This is a genomic window from Bradyrhizobium brasilense, from assembly GCF_029714345.1.
GTDB classification, from domain to species: domain Bacteria; phylum Pseudomonadota; class Alphaproteobacteria; order Rhizobiales; family Xanthobacteraceae; genus Bradyrhizobium; species Bradyrhizobium australafricanum.
The window spans coordinates 7,113,253-7,136,073 of the sequence record NZ_CP121669.1; the positions used below are offsets into that span (position 1 = coordinate 7,113,253).

11 protein-coding genes and 3 pseudogenes are annotated in these 22,821 nt (G+C 58.1%); 3 read left to right on the forward strand and 11 right to left on the reverse strand.

Going from position 1 to position 22,821, the window contains the following annotated elements:
* Positions 1–192: 192 nt before the first annotated feature.
* Positions 193–1,015, forward strand: a pseudogene (locus tag QA635_RS32985) (IS5 family transposase); the annotation flags it as partial.
* 1,064 nt (positions 1,016–2,079) lie between these two features.
* Here the strand turns inward: QA635_RS32985 and QA635_RS32990 are convergent.
* From QA635_RS32990 to QA635_RS33035, 10 genes are all read right to left on the reverse strand, one after another.
* Complete coding sequence (locus tag QA635_RS32990; protein ID WP_283063855.1) at positions 2,080–2,925, reverse strand: electron transfer flavoprotein subunit alpha/FixB family protein; 846 nt, start codon at positions 2,923–2,925, stop codon at positions 2,080–2,082.
* Positions 2,926–3,127: 202 nt separating this feature from the next.
* Complete coding sequence (locus QA635_RS32995) at positions 3,128–4,636, reverse strand: flavin-containing monooxygenase (RefSeq protein WP_283071952.1); 1,509 nt, start codon at positions 4,634–4,636, stop codon at positions 3,128–3,130.
* A gap of 1,299 nt (positions 4,637–5,935) precedes the next feature.
* A complete protein-coding gene (locus QA635_RS33000) occupies positions 5,936–8,224 on the reverse strand; it encodes a xanthine dehydrogenase family protein molybdopterin-binding subunit (protein WP_283063857.1) in 2,289 nt (762 codons plus the stop codon).
* Positions 8,225–8,532: 308 nt separating this feature from the next.
* A complete protein-coding gene (locus QA635_RS33005; RefSeq protein ID WP_283063860.1) occupies positions 8,533–10,296 on the reverse strand; it encodes a hydantoinase B/oxoprolinase family protein in 1,764 nt (587 codons plus the stop codon).
* Complete coding sequence (locus QA635_RS33010; protein WP_283063862.1) at positions 10,289–12,412, reverse strand: hydantoinase/oxoprolinase family protein; 2,124 nt, start codon at positions 12,410–12,412, stop codon at positions 10,289–10,291. The genes QA635_RS33005 and QA635_RS33010 overlap by 8 nt, the downstream gene beginning before the upstream one ends.
* Entirely contained in the window at positions 12,409–12,639 is a 231-nt protein-coding gene (locus tag QA635_RS33015) for a hypothetical protein (RefSeq protein ID WP_283063863.1), read from the reverse strand. Before QA635_RS33015 ends, QA635_RS33010 begins: the two co-directional genes overlap by 4 nt.
* A 554-nt stretch (positions 12,640–13,193) precedes the next feature.
* Positions 13,194–13,631 carry a GNAT family N-acetyltransferase gene (locus tag QA635_RS33020; RefSeq protein ID WP_283063864.1) on the reverse strand — a complete coding sequence of 146 codons (438 nt, stop codon included), beginning with the start codon at positions 13,629–13,631 and terminating at the stop codon, positions 13,194–13,196.
* 764 nt (positions 13,632–14,395) lie between these two features.
* Positions 14,396–14,548, reverse strand: coding sequence for a hypothetical protein (locus tag QA635_RS33025; protein WP_283063865.1), 153 nt, complete (start codon positions 14,546–14,548; stop codon positions 14,396–14,398).
* A gap of 55 nt (positions 14,549–14,603) precedes the next feature.
* Positions 14,604–17,093, reverse strand: coding sequence for a CaiB/BaiF CoA-transferase family protein (locus QA635_RS33030; RefSeq protein ID WP_283063867.1), 2,490 nt, complete (start codon positions 17,091–17,093; stop codon positions 14,604–14,606).
* Between the two features lie 1,284 nt (positions 17,094–18,377).
* Entirely contained in the window at positions 18,378–19,085 is a 708-nt protein-coding gene (locus QA635_RS33035; RefSeq protein WP_283063869.1) for an aspartate/glutamate racemase family protein, read from the reverse strand.
* 561 nt (positions 19,086–19,646) lie between these two features.
* Between QA635_RS33035 and QA635_RS33040 the strand changes: the two genes are divergently transcribed.
* Both QA635_RS33040 and QA635_RS33045 read left to right on the forward strand, forming a co-directional pair.
* Positions 19,647–21,098, forward strand: a complete 1,452-nt coding sequence (locus tag QA635_RS33040) for an MATE family efflux transporter (RefSeq protein WP_425249080.1) — start codon at positions 19,647–19,649, stop codon at positions 21,096–21,098.
* A gap of 36 nt (positions 21,099–21,134) precedes the next feature.
* Positions 21,135–21,836 (forward strand): annotated as a pseudogene (locus tag QA635_RS33045) (IS256 family transposase); the annotation flags it as partial.
* Positions 21,837–21,956: 120 nt separating this feature from the next.
* On the opposite strand, the pseudogene tnpC reads toward QA635_RS33045, so the two are convergent.
* A pseudogene (gene tnpC / locus QA635_RS33050) lies at positions 21,957–22,792 on the reverse strand (IS66 family transposase); the annotation flags it as partial.
* Positions 22,793–22,821: the final 29 nt, after the last annotated feature.

The window sequence follows — 22,821 nt, forward strand, 5'->3', positions numbered from 1 at the left end:
GAGACCGGCAGCAGGCTGGATAGTCGTCCGTGAACAAGCCTCTAAGCGATTGAGCGGGAGTCTGTTTTTTGGATGGCGGAGGCATTTGAGATTGCAGGGATTGGGAGCTTGAGAAGCCCAAACCCTGCAATTTCGTTTTATGGATCTCCCTTCGCTGCGGACCATAATTCTATGTTGCATCGGAGGGGGACGATGCGGCCGAAGAAGCATAAGACGACGGGATCGAACGATCTGTTCCGGGCACGGCTGGACCAGGTCATCAACATGAAGCACGAGCTGGTTCTGCTCGCTGGCAAGGTCGATTGGGACTGGATCGACGGCGAGATCGCGCCGCTCTACAGCGAGAACGGCCGGCCCGGGATCGAGACCCGCTTCGTGATCGGGCTGCTGTTGCTCAAGCACATTTACGGGTTATCCGATGAGGGGGTCTGCGAACGCTGGGTCCATGACCCGTATTTTCAGTTCTTCACCTGCGAAGAGTTCTTCACGTCTTCCCGCACGAGCGCTCGGACCTGCGCCACTGGCGCAAGCGGCTCGGCGACAAGCTGGAGCTTTTGCTGGCCGAGAGCCTGCGGGTGGCACACGAGGCCGGCGCGTTACGTGGCCAAGACCTCCAGCGGGTCGCGGTCGACACCACGGTGCAGCCGAAGGCCATCACCTTTCCGACCGACGCCAAGCTGCTGCATGCGGCCATCAATGGCCTCAACCGCCTGGCGAGAAGACACGGCATCAGGCTGCGGCAATCCTATTCTCGCGTGGCCAAGGCCGCCGCGATGATGGCGGGCCGCTACGTCCGTGCCAAACAGTTCAGGCGGCATCAGCGGCAGTTGCGTATCTTGCGCAGCCGGCTGGGCCGGATCATCCGCGACATCCGCCGCAAGATCGGGGGCCAGCCTGCACTGGAGGAGGCGTTCGCCCTCCCGCTGAGCCGAGCCACCCACGCTCGCAGCAGCAGCGCCAGCGCGGCTGGAAGCTGTATTCCTTCCATGCTCCGGAGGTCGAGTGCATCGGTCGTCATGGGTCGCGGCGACGAGCCCCCTAGGCTCACCCGAATCGTGCACTCTCCAGTTCAGTGTTTGACATTACCGATCATGCGAGATCGATCGCGGCGCTCAATGGGATGTTCGCCATACATTCGCGCTCGCCTTCCATCTAACGATCCAAATCGCGAATTGCGTAGGCAAAGCCGGCGACTTGCTCCTTGCGCTACGATTTTTCATCGCTGCTTCGAACGCCCTCGACAGCGCGCTCAAGCGCGTCCAGCGGCATTTAGACACAGACATCGATTTTCATAGAGGGATCACGATGTCAATCCGGTATCATCGCTGCCGCGTTCAAGCCACCTAGGTTCCGCTCCGAGATGAGATTGAGCATGGATGTGATGAGTTGCACGGCGCTGAGTGAGCATACTCCGGCTACGTCCGGCCCACGTGTTCTTGGTGCTTTCGATAAGATCAGAGCGTATTGCGGGCAACATTCGCTTGGCAGGCATGGGCTGAGAACTATTTTTGACTGGATCAGGCGTTAGTTACTTTTCTCTTCCGATGTAGAGCTATACGATCTTGCGCACCCCGCTTTCCGGTCCCACAGAGCGCGGAATATGAGACTCAACGAAACAGCTTTGCAGATTCTCGGCGCGCCAATGTCAATGAGTTACAACTTCGGACGTTGGAGCGCAAAGAGTTGCGTAGCCGACCCTTTTGACAAAGAGAATTGGTCCTACATGTTCTTTAAATGAGGACTCTGTGCAAAGTTTGAGCTGCATCGCGCTCATGGCATTCAGACAGCGGTGCTGGAACGGCCAGTGATTGCATCAACCTTCCTCAACTTGGCAAGTTCCCGAGAACAGATTGGCGGTCAATGCCACGACAGCCGCACGCGAAATGGGTTTATCAGCTCCGACATCTGGCAGGTCGCGTAGACGCCGATGTCAAAGGTGCGCGAAATGGATTATTGGGGTATTTCTGTCCGTATTGATTGCGACCATAGACCGACCCATTCTTGACCGCCCTACGCTGGGTTGTCGCGGAGTACTAGCCGACGGCCGGATGGTCTTTACCCGCTTGGCCGATCTGAGCGTCAGCGCGCGGTCCACGCTTTCGAGATAAGGAAGCGTGAGCAACGATATTCGGCACTAGGGACAGCGGGTTTTCTGACGTACGAAATTAAATCTCCCTTGCGATCCAAGTCCCAGCCAAGACATCGGTATAAGAGATCTGATTTTCGTAAGTGGGGACCCCGTATAGACGATAGCATACCGGCTACATTATGGTCATCGACGAGATCAAGCGGATGAATGACTATGCGGGCACCGCCGCGCTCGACCCGTTCTGGCATGGCAATCACGCCCGGCCGCACGGTCGCCATCTGCGGTCGGCTTTTCGCGTTATAAATCGTGCAAAGCAGGGGACTACCAGCCGGGCTCGGGCAGATTGTCGCAAGTGAACCATCCACGTCGACGTCGAGATCGGTGCAGTCAGCTGTGATGACCATCGATAGCGTGGCGGCTAACGAGCCGCCGATTTTGCGACCGAGCCTTGTGGCCCCGAACAGCAGGATGCCGGGCTTATAAACACTTATGAGGTCGGTCAGCGCCCGGGCATAGAATTCGTTGTAATAGCCAGCCAACACATTGTGGGCTACAAGGTAAGCGAGGTCCGCGCCATAGGAGCACGAATCGAGCGCGGTGTTGCTTGTGACATCGCCTTCGGGGCCGATCACGACCGCCGCGAGGTCGACCTGCAGCTTGTCGGCGAGCTTGCGTCCTGCTCCCATGACTTCTTGGGAGACAGGATGTGCTTGCCCCCGCTGCTGCTCGACAAAGACCCAGATCTGCTTGTGAGCGCCAACTCGTTTCGTCCACCCTTTCCCTTTTGCGGCGCGGCAGCCTTCGAGTGAGGTATGATTTTTGGTGACGTTACGCATATCTTGGACTCCGCGCGTCAGACGAGTGTCTGGCCTATCCGGCGTTGTAAGGTTAAACCATGCCGGCTCCTCGCGAATTTCCCGGCTCCGCATTTAGGAAGGCCAGAGCTACTCGCTCGGATTCGGCAAACGAGTCTCGGCTAGTCCAAACATCTACCTTCGCTAGGATAGTGCTGGTTACGCCCTGCGATCTGCACACAAATCAACCATACACAAACGCCTCTTCGTCCAGATCGATCGCCGGGATCGCATCCTTCTCTATCCAGTAATCCTGGCTGTGCTGCCATTCCGGCCGGTCAGCGCGTTTGGGAAACAGGTGCATGTTCCGCATTAGGTAGCCGGGATTAAAAACATTCGGATCAATCCAGGATAAGAGACGCATGTTTTGGTCTTCGGGACGCAGGGTCACTTCCACTCTCTTGGCCTTCTTCTCTTTCATGTGTTTGAGCAGGCGGCAAACGAACTCAGCAACCAGATCTACACGCAATGTCCAGCTGGCGCGAAAATATCCGAAGACCCAGACCATGTTTGGAATGCCTGTAAACATCATTCCGCGATAGGTGACCGTCTCAGAGAAGTGCAACGGCTTGCCATCAATCACGAAATCTATATCGCCGAGCACGCAAATATTGAAGCCCGTCGCAGTGACAATGACGTCCGCTTCGAGAGTCTTGCCCGATTTCAATAGAACGCCTTGCTTGGTAAATCGCTCGATCTCGTCGGTGACGACAGACGCCTTCCCGCTTTTGATGCCCAAGAACATGTCGGCATCCGGTACGAAAGCCAGACGCTGCTGCATCGGGTTATACCGCGGGGTGAAGTGGGTGGCGACGTCGTACTGGGGCCCAAGCACGGCAGCAATCTTGCTGATCAGTTCCTTCTTCACCTGCTCCGGTTCGGTCAGGCAGCGCCTGCTGAACACATACTGCTCGAACAGCTTTTTGCGTCGGACTATTTCGTGGATCCACGCTTCATCAATCTGGAGCCGACGCAATTCTTCCGCGAGTTCGATGGCGTTGCGCCCGATCCAGAAGTATGTAGGCGAGCGCTGCAGCATCGTTACGTGAGCGCACCGATCTGCCAGGTTCGGGATCAAGGTTGCTGCGGTGGCGCCGGATCCGATCACGGTCACCCGCTTGCCCGAAAGATCTAGATTATCCGGCCAATGTTGCGGATGGACGACAGGCCCGGAAAAGTCCTTCATACCGGGCCAATCGGGCGTATAGCCTTCCGAATGGCGATAATAGCCTTGGCACATCCACAAGAAACTCGCGGTAAAGGTCGTACGCTCACCGCTGTCGGCCATCTCCACCTCAAGGGTCCAGAGATTGGTCTCGCTCAACCAGCGCGCCGACAGGATGCGGTGTTTGTAACGAATGTGCCTCGCCAGACCATTCTCCTCGATCACTTCATCCAAGTAGGACAGAATCTCAGCGGCCGTCGCGATGGGCGGACCGACCCAGGGTTTGAAGCTATAGCCAAAGGTGTGAAGGTCGCTGTCGGAGCGGATGCCGGGATATTTGTGCGTAATCCACGTACCCCCGAAACTCTCTTGCTCATCGAGGATAACAAAGCTGGTGCCGGGAAGCTGTCTCCTCAGGTGACGGGCGCAGCCAATCCCGGAGATACCAGCGCCGACGATCAATACGTCGAAATGCTCAGCGGCGGAAGACACTGAATAGGCGTTCGCTCCTGTCGTTCGGCTATTCATCTGAGCGTTCTCGGTGTTCATTGTTCGCCTCTTTTCCGTCGGCTCGTGGCTCTCTCGGCCCTTGCGTGGGGCTCGATCTCCATCGGGCCGACTCGCACCATCGTCCATCTTTCGCCTCAGGTATCAGAAACCCGCACGCCTGCTATCCCGGGCCTAGCACCCAAGACAAGCGGGTTAGTGGCGGCGGGCGATCACCAAGGCTCGTTGCTGTGCTTCTCCAAGAAAATCTTCAGCAAGCTGGATGCCAAGAGCAAGCTGCGTGCCAAGCTGGCGCCCATCCCAACTTGCTGAGCACACGATAGTTTTCATCGCAACTGAATTGTCGCAAAGCTGACGCGTTTGTTGAACTCAGAACGGACTGAGTTGCAATCAACTCGTGCGAGCGGCGCAATGTGGATGAGCAGATCCGCAGGAAATTTGTGGCCCGGCAGTGCGCCTCCCGCGCTCTAGTCAAACTAGTCACGGGTATCCGTTCTTATGTGTTCGCTTGTTAATCCATCCATATCTATCCAGCAGAATACTAGTCTAACCATGACCGGAATTGCTGCAACAGAGCCGATGCGGCGACCATGGGGGCACGTTGATACCCGCAAACGGCTGTTGCCGTTCTGGCCGAGCACCGTCCGCTGTGATCCGGATGACGATTGATGACGCGCTCATCATCTGCAAGATGCAGGCGCTGCTGGATTTTCTCCTCGCGCCTGGCGACGAGGGACCCACTCGTCGGTCGCGCAGGTGAGATGTCAGCCTTGGTACAGAATTTCCGATGCCGCGGGCAATCTCAAGGATGTAATGTTCGGTGATCTCAACGACGGTGCCAGCACGCTGGCTCCATTTCCTCGAATTCGTTAGCGCTGACGAAATCTTCTTCACCGGGGTAACGCGCGGCCATGTTCGACAGACAGGGGCGACGAATGTACGAAGTTCCGCCGATACGCAGTCTTCACAAGACGCCGGAGCATTGCGCGATTAATTCTACACGAGTATCGCGAGCAAATCGTACCAAGCATCGAAAGCGATTAACAGTCGTGCATCAGTTCAAGCCCTCAATATCGAGGTGATTCCCCTATGACCTCTAGCATCATTCGTTGGTGAGATTATTTGTACTCTGGAACTAGGCTCACGGCTTGCAGGAATGGGCGAGGATGTCGTAATGCGATCCAGCATCGCTGCCGTAGTCGAACGGCAAAGTTACGGTGATAGTCGAGGTTACTTGAAGATCTGTTTATTAAGTTTGTTGCCCAGCACCGGGCGATAGGGTGCTGGGATGATAAGGTTAACACATCACCGAGCGATCTTTCATTTTCCCGGATTTAAAGCTCGCCACACCTTGTAGGCGGTGATCGGCATGTCGAGATGACGCACGCCGAGTGGACGTAGGGCATCAACGACAGCGTTAGCGACTGCGGCGGGCGCGCCGTTGGTCGGCAGCTCACCTACGCCCTTGAGTCCCATGTAATTGTTAGGCGACGGAGTGCTGATTGTCTCGATTCGAAATCTCGGTACGTCATCTGCGCGCGGTAGGGCATAGCTCATCAAGTTGCGGCTGAGTAGCTGGCCAGTTCCCTCGTCGTAGATGGCCGCTTCCATTAGGGCGTAGCCAACTCCTTGAACCGTGCCGCCATGCATCTGGCCGGCGAGCAACCGCGGATTCACGACAACTCCGCAATCGGCTATTGCCGTCAAGCGGTCGATCCGAGTTAGCCCGGTTTCGGGATCGACCTCGACTTCGCAGACCATGACGCCGGTCGGGTAGGATTCGACCTTGTCGGCGAAAACCGCCTCGCCTTGGAACGGCTTCCACGCCGCGAGTTCAAGTAAGCTGATGCGACGATCGGTACCAACGACCTCGAATGCGCCATTGCGAAAGGAGATGTCCTGCGATGCCGTCTCCAGCCGTTCGGCCGCGAGGTTAAGTCCGCGCTGGATCACGACGTCGGCCGCGCGCCTCAGCGTAGTGCCGCTGATAATCATAGAGGACGAGCCGCCCGTGCCGCCGCCCTGGGGGATGGTGCATGTGTCGCCTTGCCGTATCCCGATCGTGTCAACCGGCACGCCAAGCGCCGCCGACAGGATTTGTGCGTAAACGGTCTCGTGCCCTTGTCCCTGGCTTTGCGTCCCTACCTTTGCGAGCACACGTTGGGCTTCGACCTCTATGATGGCACGCTCATCGGCAATCCCGCCCGTGGCGTGCAGATGGCAGGAGAGCCCGAACCCGCGCCGCAGGCCGCGCGCTTGGCTGGTGGCACGGCGGATTTCAAGGAAAGGCTCGTCGGCGGCATCGAGGGCCGTTTCAAAGAGGCGCCGGCAATCGGCCGCGTCATAGGTATATCCGCTGGCCGCCACATAAGGCATGTCCTCTAGCTTCAGCAGGTTGAGGCGGCGTAATTCAATGGGCGATCGGCCCGTTTCGTGTGCGGCCGTATCGACAAGCCGCTCCAGCAAGAAAAGCGCTTCCGGTTTGCCGGCGCCCCGCATAGCGTCGACAGGAACGGTGTTGGTGAAAGCGCATTCGAAGTCTGCGTAAATCGCCGGGATTCGGTAGAGCCCTGAGATCACTTTAGCAAGCCCGGTCGTGGGAGTGGTAGGCGCGAACATCGAAACATACGCGCCGATATTGGCTTCGGCCTTCACGCGAAGGGCGAGGAATCGACCATTCGCATCGAGAGCAAGCTCGGCCGAGGCAACGAGATCCCGTGAGTGGACGTCGGCGACCGCTAGCTCGGAACGCTCGCAAGTCCAGCGCAGACCTCGGCCGAGCTTGCGTGTCGCCCAAGCCATCAATGCTGCTTCAGCATAGATCTGGTACTTCGGTCCGAAGCCGCCGCCCACATCCTCAGTGACCAGGCGGAGTTGGTCATTCGCTAAGCCGAGCACGCGCTCACACAACAGTCGATGCGGGATGTGCACGCCTTGCGACGAGAGAGTGAGGGTGACAACGTCGTTGGCTGCGTCGTAGGCGGACCAGACCGCCCGGGGTTCCAAATAGTGTACGATCTGGCGAGGCGAGCGGATGGTGAGCTTCGACACATGCGCCGCCTTGGCAAAGGCCAAGTCGGTTGCGGCTGCATTGCCCTTGCTCCAACGGCACATCAGGTTGCCCGGGGCTTCGTCGTGCAGCAGAGGCGCGTTGGGTGCCAGCGCCTGCGCCACCGTTACGACCGCGGGGAGTTCCTCGTAATTGACGGCCAGCAGTTCAGCAGCGTCACGTGCCTGGTTAAGCGTCCCGGCGATGATCATCGCCACAATGTCGCCGACGTGTCGGACTTTGCCCACCGGCATCGGCGGGTGCGACGGCTCACGATGCCGCTTGCCCTCGGCATCCGTAACCTCGCTGATGACAGGCAGGTGACCAAGCCTGTCGGCAGCGGTATCTTCGGCGGTATAGATCGCCACGACTCCTGGTGCCGTAAACGCGGCTTTCTTGTCCATGCGGACGATGCGCGCGTGCGCATGCGGTGAGCGTACGAACAGCACTGAACTCAGCTCGGCCGGTGCCGTGTTACCTGCATAGCGCCCACGTCCTGTGAGAAACCGCCGATCTTCACTACGGGCGATCGGCAGGCCGATTCGAGCAGGTGCGTTCATGGAAGCGGATGCGTTCATTGAAGGCGAGATGTCGTCGTGCTGAGCGAAGGGAAGTGTCTTTCTTGGGCCACATCAAGGATTTCAATCTCGCTGGCATGGCGGCGGCGACGGTGCGTTGGGCCGCGCACTACGTAGTGCGCTGATATATGAAACAGCGCGTTCGACATCTCGGACCCGTGCAGTCGCTCACACGGAAGGTGAGCATCCCTCTCGGAAATTGCGGCTCGCGCTATCCACCTAAAATTCGCAATGTGCAAGCTCCGATTCGCGGTAGGCCAAAACGCCACATTGCGCATCATCAATCACCCCTATTGGACGTCCTCAGGTACTCGACTTCCAGCACCGACCTTAGTTTTATATGAGCGTAGGATGCTCGTCGCGGTGGTATCGACATGAAGCAAATCTGGGGTGAGGACCACGCTGTATATATCTCGTGCCCTTGCAGGGTTCACGATTCCATCGCGAACATCGCGAAGCACAGCATCTGGATTACGACGCCTTGGATCTCCGAATCCTCCGCCTCCCGGCGAGGCAATTGTAATGCGCAGCGGCGGGAGCCTGCAAACGCCATATTGCGGAATATCGAAGCACACGCCATTCGGGGGTGCGAGAGTCATGAAACCGGATTGTCCCGCGAAGCCGCCGTTGATTCCAAAGGCGGCGAGTCCGTACCCTCCTTCACCACGGAATGAGTATTCGGCTTCCACCTCCACGTCCGCGACATAGTCGAGGCCGGAACCGCCGCGAAATTCGCCCGCCCCCTCGCCATCACAGCGCATTTCATATCGGTGAACGGTGATGGGATAGAGTTGCTCATAAGCCTCCACGGTCAATAATCGCGTTCCGCATAGCGTTGGGATTATCCCCATGTTCGGAAAACCGTCGCGACCGCGAACGGCTCCGGACGATGGCATCCCAAGCGCGTGATAGAGGACGAAGGTTTCTCCTCCCGAGCGACAACCAGACGTCACACAATGCAGCAATTTTCCCCATCCGGCGCACGCCCGCGTCGGGTCGCATGCCGCCAGTGCCCTCCAGCACGCATGTACGATGTTAGTTGCCGGAAATATCGTGTTCATCGTCATAGGCGCGGGCGGCCGGGCATTGACGATGGTACCCTCGGGAGCGTGCACTGTGATCGGGCGGTAGGTGCCCTGATTTTTAGGCAGATCCGGAGCAAGAAACGCGATGATCGCCAGATAAACGCTGGAGTACGTGTTGGCTATCGAAGAATTCTTGAATCCTGCGATCTGCGGCGAACTGCCGGTAAAATCGACGTACAGACCGTTCTTGGAGACGGTAACATGAACCCGAACCCGAATATCGGCGCGCCCAAAGCAGTCGTTATCACTCTCGTCCTCACCTTCATAGACGCCAGAAGGCAAGTCAGCGATTTCGTCGCGAAACAGACGCTCGGCATGGTCAAGGATACCGTCGAGGTAGTCGCGCGCCGTTCCTTGGCGCAAGAGAGACAATGCCTCACCCACGCGCATGGCACCGATCTCTGTCGACCCGATCATTGCCCGCAAATCGCCATCTAAGATATCCGGACAGCGGCAATTGAGCAGAAGCAGCTGCCAAACGTCCCGGCGCATCTTACCGGCATCGATTAGTCGGAGCACCGGCAGCCGTATCCCCTCATGAAATATTTCGGTTGATGCGGAATTGTAAGTGCCAGCGGCGCCTCCTCCGATATCCGATTGATGGGCTCTATTGCAGCAAAAAGCCAGGAGTTCGCCACGCACGAACACCGGTCGGATAATCGTATAGTCTGGCAGATGGTTGCCACCTGCCTCATAGGGATCATTGAGAATAAATACATCGCCATCGGCGAATTCGTGTCCGAATTTATCGATCACGGCTTTGACTGCAAAACCTCCGCCGCCGGTATGGATAGGAAATCCGTCGGCCTGCGAGACGAGATTGCCGTTTGCATCGCAAATGAAGCAGGAAAAATCGTGCGATTGGAATATCGGGCTCCGCGCCGTCCTCATCATTACCCACCCCATATGCCGCGCGAACTGATCGAGTCGCTTCTGTAGAATAGAAATACCGATAGGATCGTCAATCATCACGCTGCTCCGCAGGCTTCGCCACATGAATAAGGAAATTGTCGCTTGCGTCGATCTCCAGCCGATCACTCGGTCCGATCAGGATCGTCGTGTTCTTTTCCTCGATCAAGGCAGGCCCCCTCAAACTCTGTCCAGGACACATCTCATTTCCGTGATAGACCGGAACGACTCGAAACCCGAACAGCGGGTCGACATACACAGAGCGCCGCTCGTAAGGCACTGGATCGATCTCAGTCGCTAGCAGATTAGGACGCCGTACCCGGCTCAGCTGAGCGCTTCCGACCAATCGCAAGTGAATGATTTCAATTCGCCCGTCTGGCGGACAATGCCCGAATTGGCGTTGATATCGAGCTTCGAAGTCGGCGCGTATTGACGGTATATCCCAAACGTCAAACGGGACTTGCAGCGAATGTTGCTGTCCCACATAGCGGAGATCTAGGCTTCGCTTGAAGCTCAGGTCAGACATCGCGAAGCCGCCGGCGACAAGCCGCGTCTTGGCCGAAGCGATTAGCCGTGCGAATCCTCGCTCAATCGCGTCGCTCGATTCTTGATCAATTAGCTTGAGCCAAGTTTCTAGAAGATCCTCACGGATATCGGTGCTGCACATGCCAAACGCGCAAAATACTCCGGCAAAGCGCGGAACGTACACAACCTCACAACCCAGCGCACGCGCGACGGGGACTGCATGCAGAGCTCCCGCTCCTCCACCCGCAACGAGGGTAAAACGTCGAGGATCATGTCCGCGCTCGACGCTGACGCGCTCGATCGTGTGCTGTAGACTTTGTTCCAAAATACGAATAACACCGGACGCAGCAGCGATCGTATCGAGTCCCAGCCGGGTTGCGATCCGTTCTTCGATCGTCTTGCGCGCCGGTGCCGGATCCAACTTGATCAGCCCTTCGCCAAAGGAACCAGCACGGATCCTGCCAAGCACGACCTGCGCATCAGTAATTGTCGGGTCTTCGCCGCCCAGACCATAACAGGCCGGCCCCGGTTGGGCTCCGGCCCCATGCGGACCAACGTTCAACAGCCCGCCAGAGTCCACGGTCGCGATGATGCCACCTCCCCCGCTGATGGAGTGGATATCAACAGATGGTATCGTTAAGTGATATTCGTTGAGCGAGAATGAATCGACCGTCGCAATCTCGCCACCGTCCATCAAGGTAACATCGCAACTCGTGCCACCGATTTCCATCAGCAGCAGGTCATCGCGATCGGCCATCTCCGCTACGGCGCGAAGCGCGCTGGCGCCCGCGGCAGGTCCGGATAGCGCCAGCAAGATGGCGCGGTCGACGAGCTGTTCGACGCTCGCCGCTCCGCCATTGCTTTGGATCAGCAGGAGCGGATGAGCCAATCCCTGCGCACGAAGATTCCGCTCAAGCTGACGCAGATAAGGAACGACCCGTGGCGTCACGTAGGCGTTCAACACAGTGGTTGAGGTACGCTCATATTCGCCGAGTACGGGCGCGATGTCCGCGGAAACGGATAAGCAGGCTTCCGGCCAACTGTTGCGGATCAGATCGGCACAGATCCGCTCGTGGCTGTCGTTCCGATAGCTGTTAAGCAGACAGATCGCGATGGAAGTCACGCCCTCGCGTCGGAACGTATCTACTGCGCGACTTATGCTCTCAGGTTCAGGCACTCTTATCGGACAACCGTTCTTGTCCATTCGTTCGCGCACGGGCAATCGGAGATGGCGTGGAACGAGGGGTTCCGGCAACGGTGCGCGATGGTCCCAAACGTTTTCTCGAAAGCCCCGCCGAATCTCGAGCGCGTCACGGAACCCTTCTGTCGTGAGCAGGCCAACGACAGCTCCTGTTCGCTCGAGAACTGTATTAGTCGCAATCGTCGATCCGTGCACGAATACACGACAATGGCCGAGGAGATCTTGAATGGAGCGGTGCAAGCCATCTGCGGCTAAGGCAAGCGCGGCCATCACACCTAGAGCCGGATTGAGCACGTCGGTCGGCGCTTTAAAGGTGAAGAGCGAACCGGCGCCATCGGCCAGGACAAGATCAGTGAACGTGCCTCCAACGTCGACTCCGATCCGCCAAGGGGCAGTTGCGGTAGCCTTTTGGTTGCGCTCGGTCTTACTGCGGATGGAGGTGACTTTCATTGCATCTTCTCCAACACTGATACAGGCAGATTGGCAGCCTTATGCAGGAACTTGCCGGAGCGGGCGACGTCAATGTGATCCGTCTTGTTTCTGATCGCGTACTCATGATGCGAAGCGGTCAGAAGGTCGAACCCAGCAATGTCGAGATCATCTTCGGCGCTGGCCATGATACAAGTCACAGTCGCCGGAAAAAAGCCGAGCTCGTTAAGCACGATAACTTTCACCATTGCTGTAGCGCTGCATCGACGAGCCCGACTGACCGTTAGCGCACCAGCAGTGACGATACCGGCTTGACCGTAAGCTTCGCAAAGATGTCCGAATACTGCGCCAACTGGGTGCCGGGCAAATGCTCGTCGAAGGGACAATCTAGGTATGCACGCGATATCCTCACCGTCGGATGAAATCAACGTGACGGTTGTTTCGTGACCGTCTTTTTTGTTGAGTCTCCGCGACCACGAGCCAATATGGCCGTTCGTGCGTCTGATCGGGAAGATGAACCTTGAAACTTGAAAAGAGGAGAATCGTTCATGGTAGCCGACTACTCGACTTGAACGGCCCTCCGCTCGTTTGGTGGCAACAGACCGACCGACGCGGGCTTGCCACCCCGTGGGGCCGTAATGAATCGGCGTGCGGTCGAGGACTTGCTCCGGGTGACAAGGCTTCAACAAGCCTCTGCCCCTTGCGAAGCCACCGAGCGCCCTCTTAGCGAGATCTGGTTCACGGCTGCAAAGAACAGCTACGCGCGAACGAGGGCCCCGCGCACGACTAGAAGGGGCTCCCATCACAATAATTCCTTGATCAGAGATATTAGTGCCATTCCTGGCTTGCAATCAGTTTGACCAAGCACACGATAGCCGTGACGCTGGTAGAACTCGGGTGCTTGAAAGCTGATGGTCCTTACTACCGCCTTGCAGCACCCCCGCTGTCGAGCCTCGTCTTCAGCCTTTACGATAATGCGGCCCCCAAGGCCACGATTGCGTACGGAGGCCGGGAGGAAAAACCAATTGATGTACAGCAGTCCGAGTGAGGTTCGCCCCAACAATCCGCCGACGACGGCGTTGCTCTCAGGATCAGAGAGCAGGACGGCCAGCGGGCGCGAATCCCGATAACCAGCCTTTTCTTCGTTGAACTGAGCAAGGCCTTCCTCGATAATCTCCTCGGCTTTTCGATCCGGTGCGTCGGTCAATGTTATAACGGGCATTATCCCTTCACTGCTCATGTTCTGTGTCCTTTCTGCTTGTCCGCGATAAGCCCGAATGAAACATTATCATTGCCGCCAACTGGTGAGGACGGTTGCAAAAAGTCTTTTCCGGCGATCAACTTGCCACGACATTGGAGCCGCGCGTCAAAGTGTCGTGCCCGCATCTAAAACTGCCGACAAAGCGGTTCCGCTGCACGTTATGATGAGACCTGAGCAAGAGCTGGGCCAATTGCCAAACCGCTCAGCCCACATACTGGCGCTTGAATTGGCCGGCACATGCAGCACTCGCGTCAAAAAATGAGACGTGCGGCTTGACCCAAATACATCATCCTGTTGCGAACGCGACACTGGAGCAGGATAATCCGCATGGTTTGCGCGCAGGCCGACAGGCCGCACGGGGATGCGCAACGAAATCAGGGGCCTCCTTGAGGCTTGAGCTTTCAATCGGCCGTTTTCTTAATGCCGCTCTCGGTGCTTGCGCATCATGAAAAGATCCCTCGGAAGCCATCTATCGGAGTTTCCGCGGAGCGGCGAAAGCGTCCGCAGGCTGTCGGTGTCGACGGTGCAGCGCATCTAACAGGCCTTAGGATCCTAGCAGCACCTGCTGGAGACATTCAGGCTCTCGACCGATGCGGGCTTTGTGGCAAAACAGGCAACCAGCTCCCAAGATTGGATATCGCCGAATAAAAGTTCAGCACGGAACGCGCGCGTTTCCTTCAGCTTCTATACGCGCTTCTTTTCCAGAGCACTTGCCGGACTTCGGTGGCCCGTAACGATTGAATTTAGTCGTTGAACTCGTCGAGCGGGACTTCCACTTTTTGGAGCGGAACATCTTTCCAATCCAATCCGCGTCGCCCGCCCGCCAATGGCGGACTTGATTTGTGCTTCTCCTTGAAAGCGCGCTTCAAGCCCTCCAGTCCTTCGATCAGTTCCATTTTGGACGGCAAAGCGAAAATTGCGGAAGCCACGTTTGCTAGGTCGTAGGCTACGTCAGTTTGGACTGTCGGTCGGCTTCTCAGTGTGACGACACCTTCTTTGCTTGGCGAGCTCTCCTTCCGAGAGCATCTCTGTACCGATGATGCCCTCCCGTGCCAATTTCGCTATCTCGGCGTAGGAGAGTCCGAGAAGCTCTGAGAGGACCTCTCCGTTATGCTGTCCGAGCGTCGGCGCGGCTGTGCGGATCGCGAAGGGCTTTGCACCTTCCCGGATTGGCATTGAGGGCTGTAGATGCAAGCCCACGAAAGCGCGATCGATTTCTTGGAAGAATGTGCGCGAGCTGAGATGCCGATCCTTGAGTAGGTCAATAGGCAGGCGGGCCACACCGGCAGCGATCTTGGCTGCTTGCAACTCCGACATGGCCTCCTCTGCGTCGCGAACGAGCGTCCAATCTGAGATTCGTGTCTCGATGACATCCTCGATTGCCCGACGAGCTTCCGCCGATTTCAGTGAAACGTTCGTCGCCCATTCAGGACGGCCAATGAGCAGCGCAAGCCTCTGCCACATGTCAGCATCCGTTGCCGCAATCATGATCCAGTTGTCCTCGCCCGCACAACGGAAGCAACCATGTGGCACGAACTGCGGATGTCTACTACCGTATCTCGTCGGCGGCATGCCGCCGATCGAGTGGACTGTGATCCATGGCGCCGCGAACGGCATCATGCACTCGATTTGCGCAAGATCAATGAACTGCCCATGTCCAGTGTTGTAGACATGAATCAGCGCAATCAGAACCGCGGCGCAGCCGTTCAAGCCCCCGACAGGATCCCCAAAGGCCGTATGACTCATTGCGGGTGACCCGTCGGCGCTTCCGATAACGCTCGGCAATCCAGAGCCTTGCTCGAGAGTCGATCCGTACGCGCGGCAGTCGCGATGAACACTGTTTGTACCAAAGGCTGACATCGACATCATGACGAGCCGAGGGTTGAGTGTCTTGAGCACGTCGTAACCGAGCCCGAGCTTCGTCAGTACATCTACCGAGTAATTGTCGACGACAATATCCGCTTCCGCCAAAAGACGCTTGGCAAGAGCGAGGCCTCGCGGCCGCCTCAGGTCAAGCGTAATGCCGCGCTTGTTCCGATTCATGATGCAGAACGACATCGTCTTCTCATACATCCGTCCGTCGACGTAAGCAGGACGCCGATCGACACCGCGCCACCAATCTGGATACTGGATGGCCTCGACTTTGATAACGTCCGCGCCGAGATCAGCGAGTGTGCGCGTACACAATGGACCTGCCCACCCCATGGTGAAGTCGATGACACGAATTCCTTGCAATGGCTGTCGGTCAGCACCGGTGCAGTCGGACGCCGACGCGGTGCCGGTCTGGTATTGCATGTTCGGGTATTCCTGTTGCTCGCCAAGAGATGGAACCTTTCCGCCTCCACGCGGCGGCGTCAATGTCAGCCGCTGCATCGAGCCAGCGGTCAGGCCTGCTTCTTCGCCAAGCAGGATAGGCACGATCGCGCCGCGCGCCTTCTTTTCCGCGTCGAGCAGCAGATCGGATATTTCGGGCACTGGGACTATTGGAATCTTCCGCTTCAATCCCTCCGAAAACCATTCCTTCGCTGTCCGCATCTTTAAAATTGGCATGAACTGTCGTTCGATCGACTCAATGTGTTGTCGACGGTCGGCGCTGAGAGCCAGAGCCGGATCGTCACGCAAATGAAAGAGGCCGAGCATATCGCAGAATGCGCGCCATTGTGCCGGCGTCACTGCCGTAACCCCTAGCCAACCACTTTTGGTTTCGTAGATTCCAACCGGAAAACTCGGCCAGAAGCGATTGATGCCAATTCGACGGATCACGTCGCCGCGCGCAGACGCCTCGAATATGAGATGCTCGCTGAGTGCTAGGCTCGATTCGAAAATGCTGAGCGACCACGACTGCCCGGCCCTGCCATGCATTCGCGCAACGGCAGAGGAGGCGGCGGCGATGAAGCCCCACAGACCCGCGAGGATACCTGTTTGGAAATCCGGTGCGTGTAACGGTGCGCCCTCGACCGGTCCAACCAGCTTGATGAGGCCCGCGAGCGCACGAACGGTCGAATCAGTTGCAGCGAATCCTGCATAGGGCCCTTGGTCGCCAAACCAGCTCGCTTCGAGGTATATCAGCGCGGGACGCCGCCATCGAATCGCGGCGATATCAATGGAGGGGCACCCCGCGGAATCGACGTCGCGGCCATCGACCAGCACGTCGCAATTTTCGATCAATGCCGTGAGCTGCGTGCCTGCGTCTGGGCCAGCGGAATCGATGATGATGCTTGACTTGTTGAAGTTTAGAAACGCGAACCAAGCGCTCTGACCGCCAAGCGTGAATGGGGCGCTGCGGCGAAGTGGATCGCCTGCTGGCGGCTCGACTTTCTGAACGTCGGCGCCGAAATCAGCAAACATCCGCGCGCAATAGCTGGTTGCCGCTGAGCTACCGATCTCGATTACCCGCAGATGCGACAATGCCCCTACCGATGGCCCCATTTTCTCAGCCATGTTGATCCTCGGAATTATTTATACACGACGCGAGACCAGCCTGTTGCCTTGTCGCGGCGCGAGTTACCAAGCATCTGTCTTCCGCCACGTCGCGGTAAGCCAATGAGGCGCGAAAGCCGGACGCCGAGAGTGCCACGGAGCTGGCAACTTTGCTCCAAGCGCATCCATTATGATTATGTTCCCGCGCGACTTCCACGGACACCATGTCTTGCACATCGGGAGGTCGGGATGGATCGCGGCATTCGCGTTTTATGCTGCCCTCCACGAGTTACTCGCACCGGTGATCAAGGCAATGGACGCCATCAATTTTTCCGATCTACCACTGCCGTCGATGTCAGCGGAGGTTGATACTGTCTGCACGGCCCCCCAAGCAAATACCGCGCCACCGCGAGCTAGGATGGAGAAACAAGCGCGTCGGGACCCAGCGCGAATTCAGCTCACCGGAAGTTTTGTCGCCCATTTGACGTCATGACGCCCTTGGCCTGGCCCTTGAGAGAATAGTCCCAACGAGTACTCACCGGATCTGCCGTCGCGAACGCTTGTCGCGATGCGGAACGGGAGCCACGTCAAAAACCGGCCCCGACGAATTATCGCGCCAGCCCACATGGGAAGGCTTGCGGAAGACCTTCATGAGCACGACGGGTGGTTCTGATGTCCGATTGAAGACGCCAGCGTCAGATTCCCAACAGACGCTTCAGGAGGCGCTGACCGACATACCTCTCGTCCAAGCAAGTTGATCCGGCGAGCATGACGACCCGGCTTCCTTCCACTTCCAATTTGAGGCAGGGACGTCGCCCCCAGATTGCTGGCCGTGATCTAGAGAAAGGCGAGCACGGGCGCGCATTCGATTGAAACTACCTTAAGTTCTTGCCGGAAGATCGAAACCAAGATTCTCAGAAATCAAGTGCGCTCCCCCTGCAGAACCGTCATCACATTCCGAAATCTGGCCTGTTCGGCGCGATAGCTGCGTAGAGTCGCGCCTGAACGCTATAGGACATCGTGGGAGTTTGTCAGTGGCCACATCAAGAACGGGGTGGGCAATGTCGCAAGCGGCTCTCTTTGACGGATTAGCACCGCAGGAAAGATCTTATTTCGCGAGGCCTGAAGCATCCAAGTATTTCCGGCGCGTCGTGGCTTGGTTTATCTTTGCAGTCACGACATGACACCGAGGATTTAGAGACGCTGGAGAAATCAGCAGCAAGTTGTCCGTTCCAGAAATTCAACGATGCGTGTGTAGAAGATCACTCGCATCGTGCCCAAGTCCGTGTAAGTTGTCAGACGATCTCACGCGATGGACGCAAGCGTCATCCGGCAGAGCGTTGTAATGTCGTAGGTAGGCAGGCCAGTAAGCTTTCGGATTGTTGGCGCGATCAGCGGGAATGCCGTGCATTCGAGTAGTATGGTTGCGATTTCCGGATGCGTCTCGCGAAGTCGCGCCAAACAGCGGATGACGTCGGCCTCAATATCGCTGATTTCGGTCCACGGTGGTGGGCGCTTCATCTCGTTTTGCCAGAACGTGCCCCCCTCAATGCCGGCAATGACTACCCTTGCCCGCTCGGCCCGGTTGTCCAGCCCAAGCAAGTCTTGGCCGCAATGATTTGAATCAGCGGTTAGGATGGCCAGCTTGGCCGCTGAAGGAAGTTCGCGAAGCAATGTCGAAACTAAGAGCAGACTCGACATCACCACAGGGATATTGACAGATGCAGCCACCCCTAACTGATACCTAATAGAGAAGCCGCAGTTCGAGCTTATCGCGACGGCACCTCGCTCGACCAAGCGTCGGCCGGCGGCGATATAGGCCGGCTCGAGCGCCGGATCACCTTGAACGACTCTGTCCGCCCAAGCTCCCTCAACGGTCTCCGAAATAACCGGAAAGTCGAACGTGGCGGGATTCATCAACGAACCGGGCAGGGGCGCCCGCGGCTTGGCACCGGGGGGCGTCCCTCGCTCAAGGCTCAGAATTCCAAGTGAGCGCTGGATATCCAATTCCATTCAAGACTCCAAAAATAACTTGGGCGTTGCGATCGGAAAAGCATACCCCCCTTGTATTGCCGAATTCCCGCAGATAATGGCCAAGTCCTTCGAAATCCTGCGTGACGCCGACTGTCGGGTTTGCGACATTCTCTCGATTCACGACGATACGATTGAGCACTTTATAAATCGAGCTCTCGCATTTGGCACGAGTCTTGAACAGGTGATGCCTGTCCAGCATCGCATGTTCTACGGGAACACGATGACTTGTATGATTGTCGCTCCTCATATCTGGCGTGTGTATTCGACTGCCCAAAGCCGCTATGCGTCTCGTATCTGCACACGCTCGCGACGATTTTGCTATGCTCTCGTGAAAGATGTGGACAAGGAGCTGACCTCATCAGCGGCGAGCGGCGCGAGACCTAGGCTCAGCAGCCAGATACAAGCAGCTTGGCTGCGCGTCGCATCTTGGCGCACATCTGCGCAAGGCCACGCGTATAGCCACATCCGCAGACAATCGCGAATTCAGGAAGGGCCCCTCGCAGTGGACAAGAGTTTGTCCGCCGAAGCAAACCGACCATCATGATTTCCATGGACAAGATGGCTGAAACAAAGCCGGCATCGGCTTCGCGGCACGCACTGACGAGACGGGCGGCTGCCCATTACTTCGCTGTTGAGCTCGGCGAAACCGCGAAGCTCGCGTTGCCGATGGTGCTTACCCAAGTTGGGCAGATGGCGATGATGACGACGGATCTCGCGTTCATTGGTCACATCGGCGGTGATACACTCGCCGCAGCCGCGCTGGCTAGCAGGATCTATCTCGTTAGTTTCATTTTTGGCATCGGGCTGCTGGCGCCGATTGCACCTTTGGTGGCGCAGGCTTTCGGGGCGCATAATATGGCGTTGGTGCGGCGGTCGTTGCGCATGGGGATATGGTCCGCGTTGCTGCTATCGCTTCCGATTATGGTGTTTACGCTGCACGGAGAGCAAATGCTGCTCGCTCTTGGTCAGGCACCAGACACGGCGCGGCTGGCACAGCGATATCTGTTCGGACTGGCTTGGGGCGTTGCGCCGGCTCTGTGCTTTCAGGCCATCCGGAGTTTCATGGGCGCGGCCAACCGGCCGGAGCCGGTCTTGTGGATCACGCTGGCGGCCATCCCGATCAACGCACTGCTGGTCTATCTGCTGATCTATGGGAGGCTCGGTCTCCCGCGGCTGGAGCTATTCGGAGCGGGTCTTGCGACCACCCTAGTAAACTGGGGAGCTTTTTTGGTCGGCTTGTGGGTGGTCACAATGCACCGCCTTTTTCGCCACTACCACGTTCTTGCACATCTTTGGCGCTTCGATTGGCCTTTAATGCGGCTGCTGATCGTGATCGGTCTCCCGATCTCAATCGCCTATTTGATCGGGTACGGGCAATTCTCGGCCGCCACACTCCTAGCAGGCATGATCAGCACCAGCGCACTCGCCGCTCATCAGATCACGCTCCAGGTCGCCACGATTCTGTTGATAGTTTCTTCCGGCATTAGCACGGCGGCGGCCGTGCGCGTTGGCTATGCAGCCAGCCGCAACGACGGTCCCGGCGTCAAGCGGGCAGGTCTCGTCGCGATCCTGCTCGGTATCGTAGTAATTGCAATTCTTACGCTTGCGGTGATCGCAGCGCGTTTTGAGATCGTTGAGTTGTTTCTGGGCGAATCGGCTGGCGATGGCGATGCGACGGTTGCGCTCGCCGCAAAGCTCCTTTTGGTCGGCGCGAGCTTGTTTATCACAGATGCCGTGGAGAGTATTGCGGCGGGCAGCCTACGCGGATTGGCCGACACGCGCGTGCCGCTTTTATTTGCAGGCCTCGCCTATTGGCCGATCGGCTTTTCCTTTAGCTACGTACTCAGTTTTAAAATCGGCCTAGGCGCCATTGGTATTTGGATTGGCTTATCAATCGGGACGGCCATCTACGCAGGGCTGCTAGTGCTGCGTTTCCAGATTCTTGCAAACAGGCTTACTCTTGACCGAGCGTTGCCCACCTTGAGCCGGTAGGCTCGAGGTGCTGATTCCGCAAAGGAGAGCAACGCCATGACGAGAGATATCACACCGGCTGGTTCGCCGGCGACTGGGGCTGTGGACGAAGCGTTTGCGGAAGTGCGGGCGAGCGTCGATCGGTTCTGCCTTGCGGCGGGGATCGAGGCGCTCGGCACGATGATGGAGGCGGATGTGACGGCGGCCTGCGGGCCGCGCCACAGTCGCGATGCGGCGCGGCGGGCGCACCGTTGGGGCCGAACGCGGGGACGGATCGGTTTCCACGGCAGCAAGATCGAGGTCGAGCGCCCGCGGGTCCGGGGCGTGGACGGCCGCGAGGTCACGATCCCGAGCAGGGAAACGGCGGCGCAGGAGGACTGGCTCAGTCGCTGGGCGATGAACCTGATGCTGATCAATGTGTCGACGCGCCAGTTCGGCCGCGCTGTCCGACTGCCCGAGGGTGACGTGCCGGCATCGCACGGATCGGGGATTTCGGAATCGGCGGCCTCGCGGAGGTTCGTACCGCTGTCGGCGGCGCGGCTGGCCGACTTCATGGCTGCCGATCTGTCCGCGCTCGACCTTCTGTTGGTCCAAATCGATGGGCTGCATCTCGGCGGCGATCTCGTGCTGGTCGCCGCGATCGGGGGTGACGACGAAGGCAACAAGCATCCGCTGGCTCTGGTGGAAGGGGCGACCGAGAATGCCGCAACGGTGCAGGCCCTGCTGGACAACCTGGTCTCGCGCGGGCTCGACCCGACGCGGGATGAATCGCCCACTGAATCGTCGGAACCTTTCCCACGTCAGTACGCATACGATGAAGACCGCCCGATTGACGCGTGCGCGGGGCACGGCGAGCTCTATGATGGCGTTGCGTGAAGGTCAGGCAGCCTGCTGACCGGCGGGCTTGCCGGCTTGGCCCAGGAGCTTCCATTCCCAAGGCAGCAGTTCGTGCAGACGCGACGCGGGAAGATCGGCGCTACGGGCGAGGACGTCGGCGAGCCAGGCCTTAGGATCGACCTCGTTGAGGCGGCAGGTCGTAATCATTGTCAGCATGATGGCGGAACGGTTGGCGCCACGCTGGCTGCCCGCGAAGGTCCAGTTCGGCCGTCCCAAGGCGATGCCTCTCAATGCGCGCTCGGCACAATTGTTCGTCAAGCAGATCCTGCCATCGTCGAGGGAGCGGGCGAAGTCGTCCCAGCGCATGAGCATGTAGTTGATCGGCTTCAGGACCTCGGAGGAGCGCGAGAGGGTTCCGCGCTCACGCAGCAACCAGGCGTGCATGTCCTCGAGAAGCGGCTTGCTCTTTTCCTGGCGCACGACGCGCCGCTCCTCGGCGCCGCTGCCGTTGATGGCGCGCTCGATCTTGAACAATGCATTCAGGCGTCTGACCGCCTCCAGCGCGATCGGAGAGACCGGTTTGCCCTTCTTACCTTCCCGAGCATTTTTCTCGATGTCGGCCAGCTCGAAGAAGCCCCGTCGTGCATGGGCAAAGCAAAATGCCGGCGTAATCGGCCGCGCCTTCTTCTGCGGATCGAACAGCGGTTCGAACCCGCTGTAGCAATCGGCTTGCAGGATACCACCGAAGGCGACCAGATGCTTCTGGGGATGCTCGCCTCGTCGGTCGCTCGAGGCGGCGGCGCGGGCCCGGCGAAGGGCCGGTCATCCCGCACATAAGTCCAGATCCATCCGGTGGTACACTTGCCCTTCGCCTGGACGGATGGTGGGGTGAGTAGGCCGGAGGGAT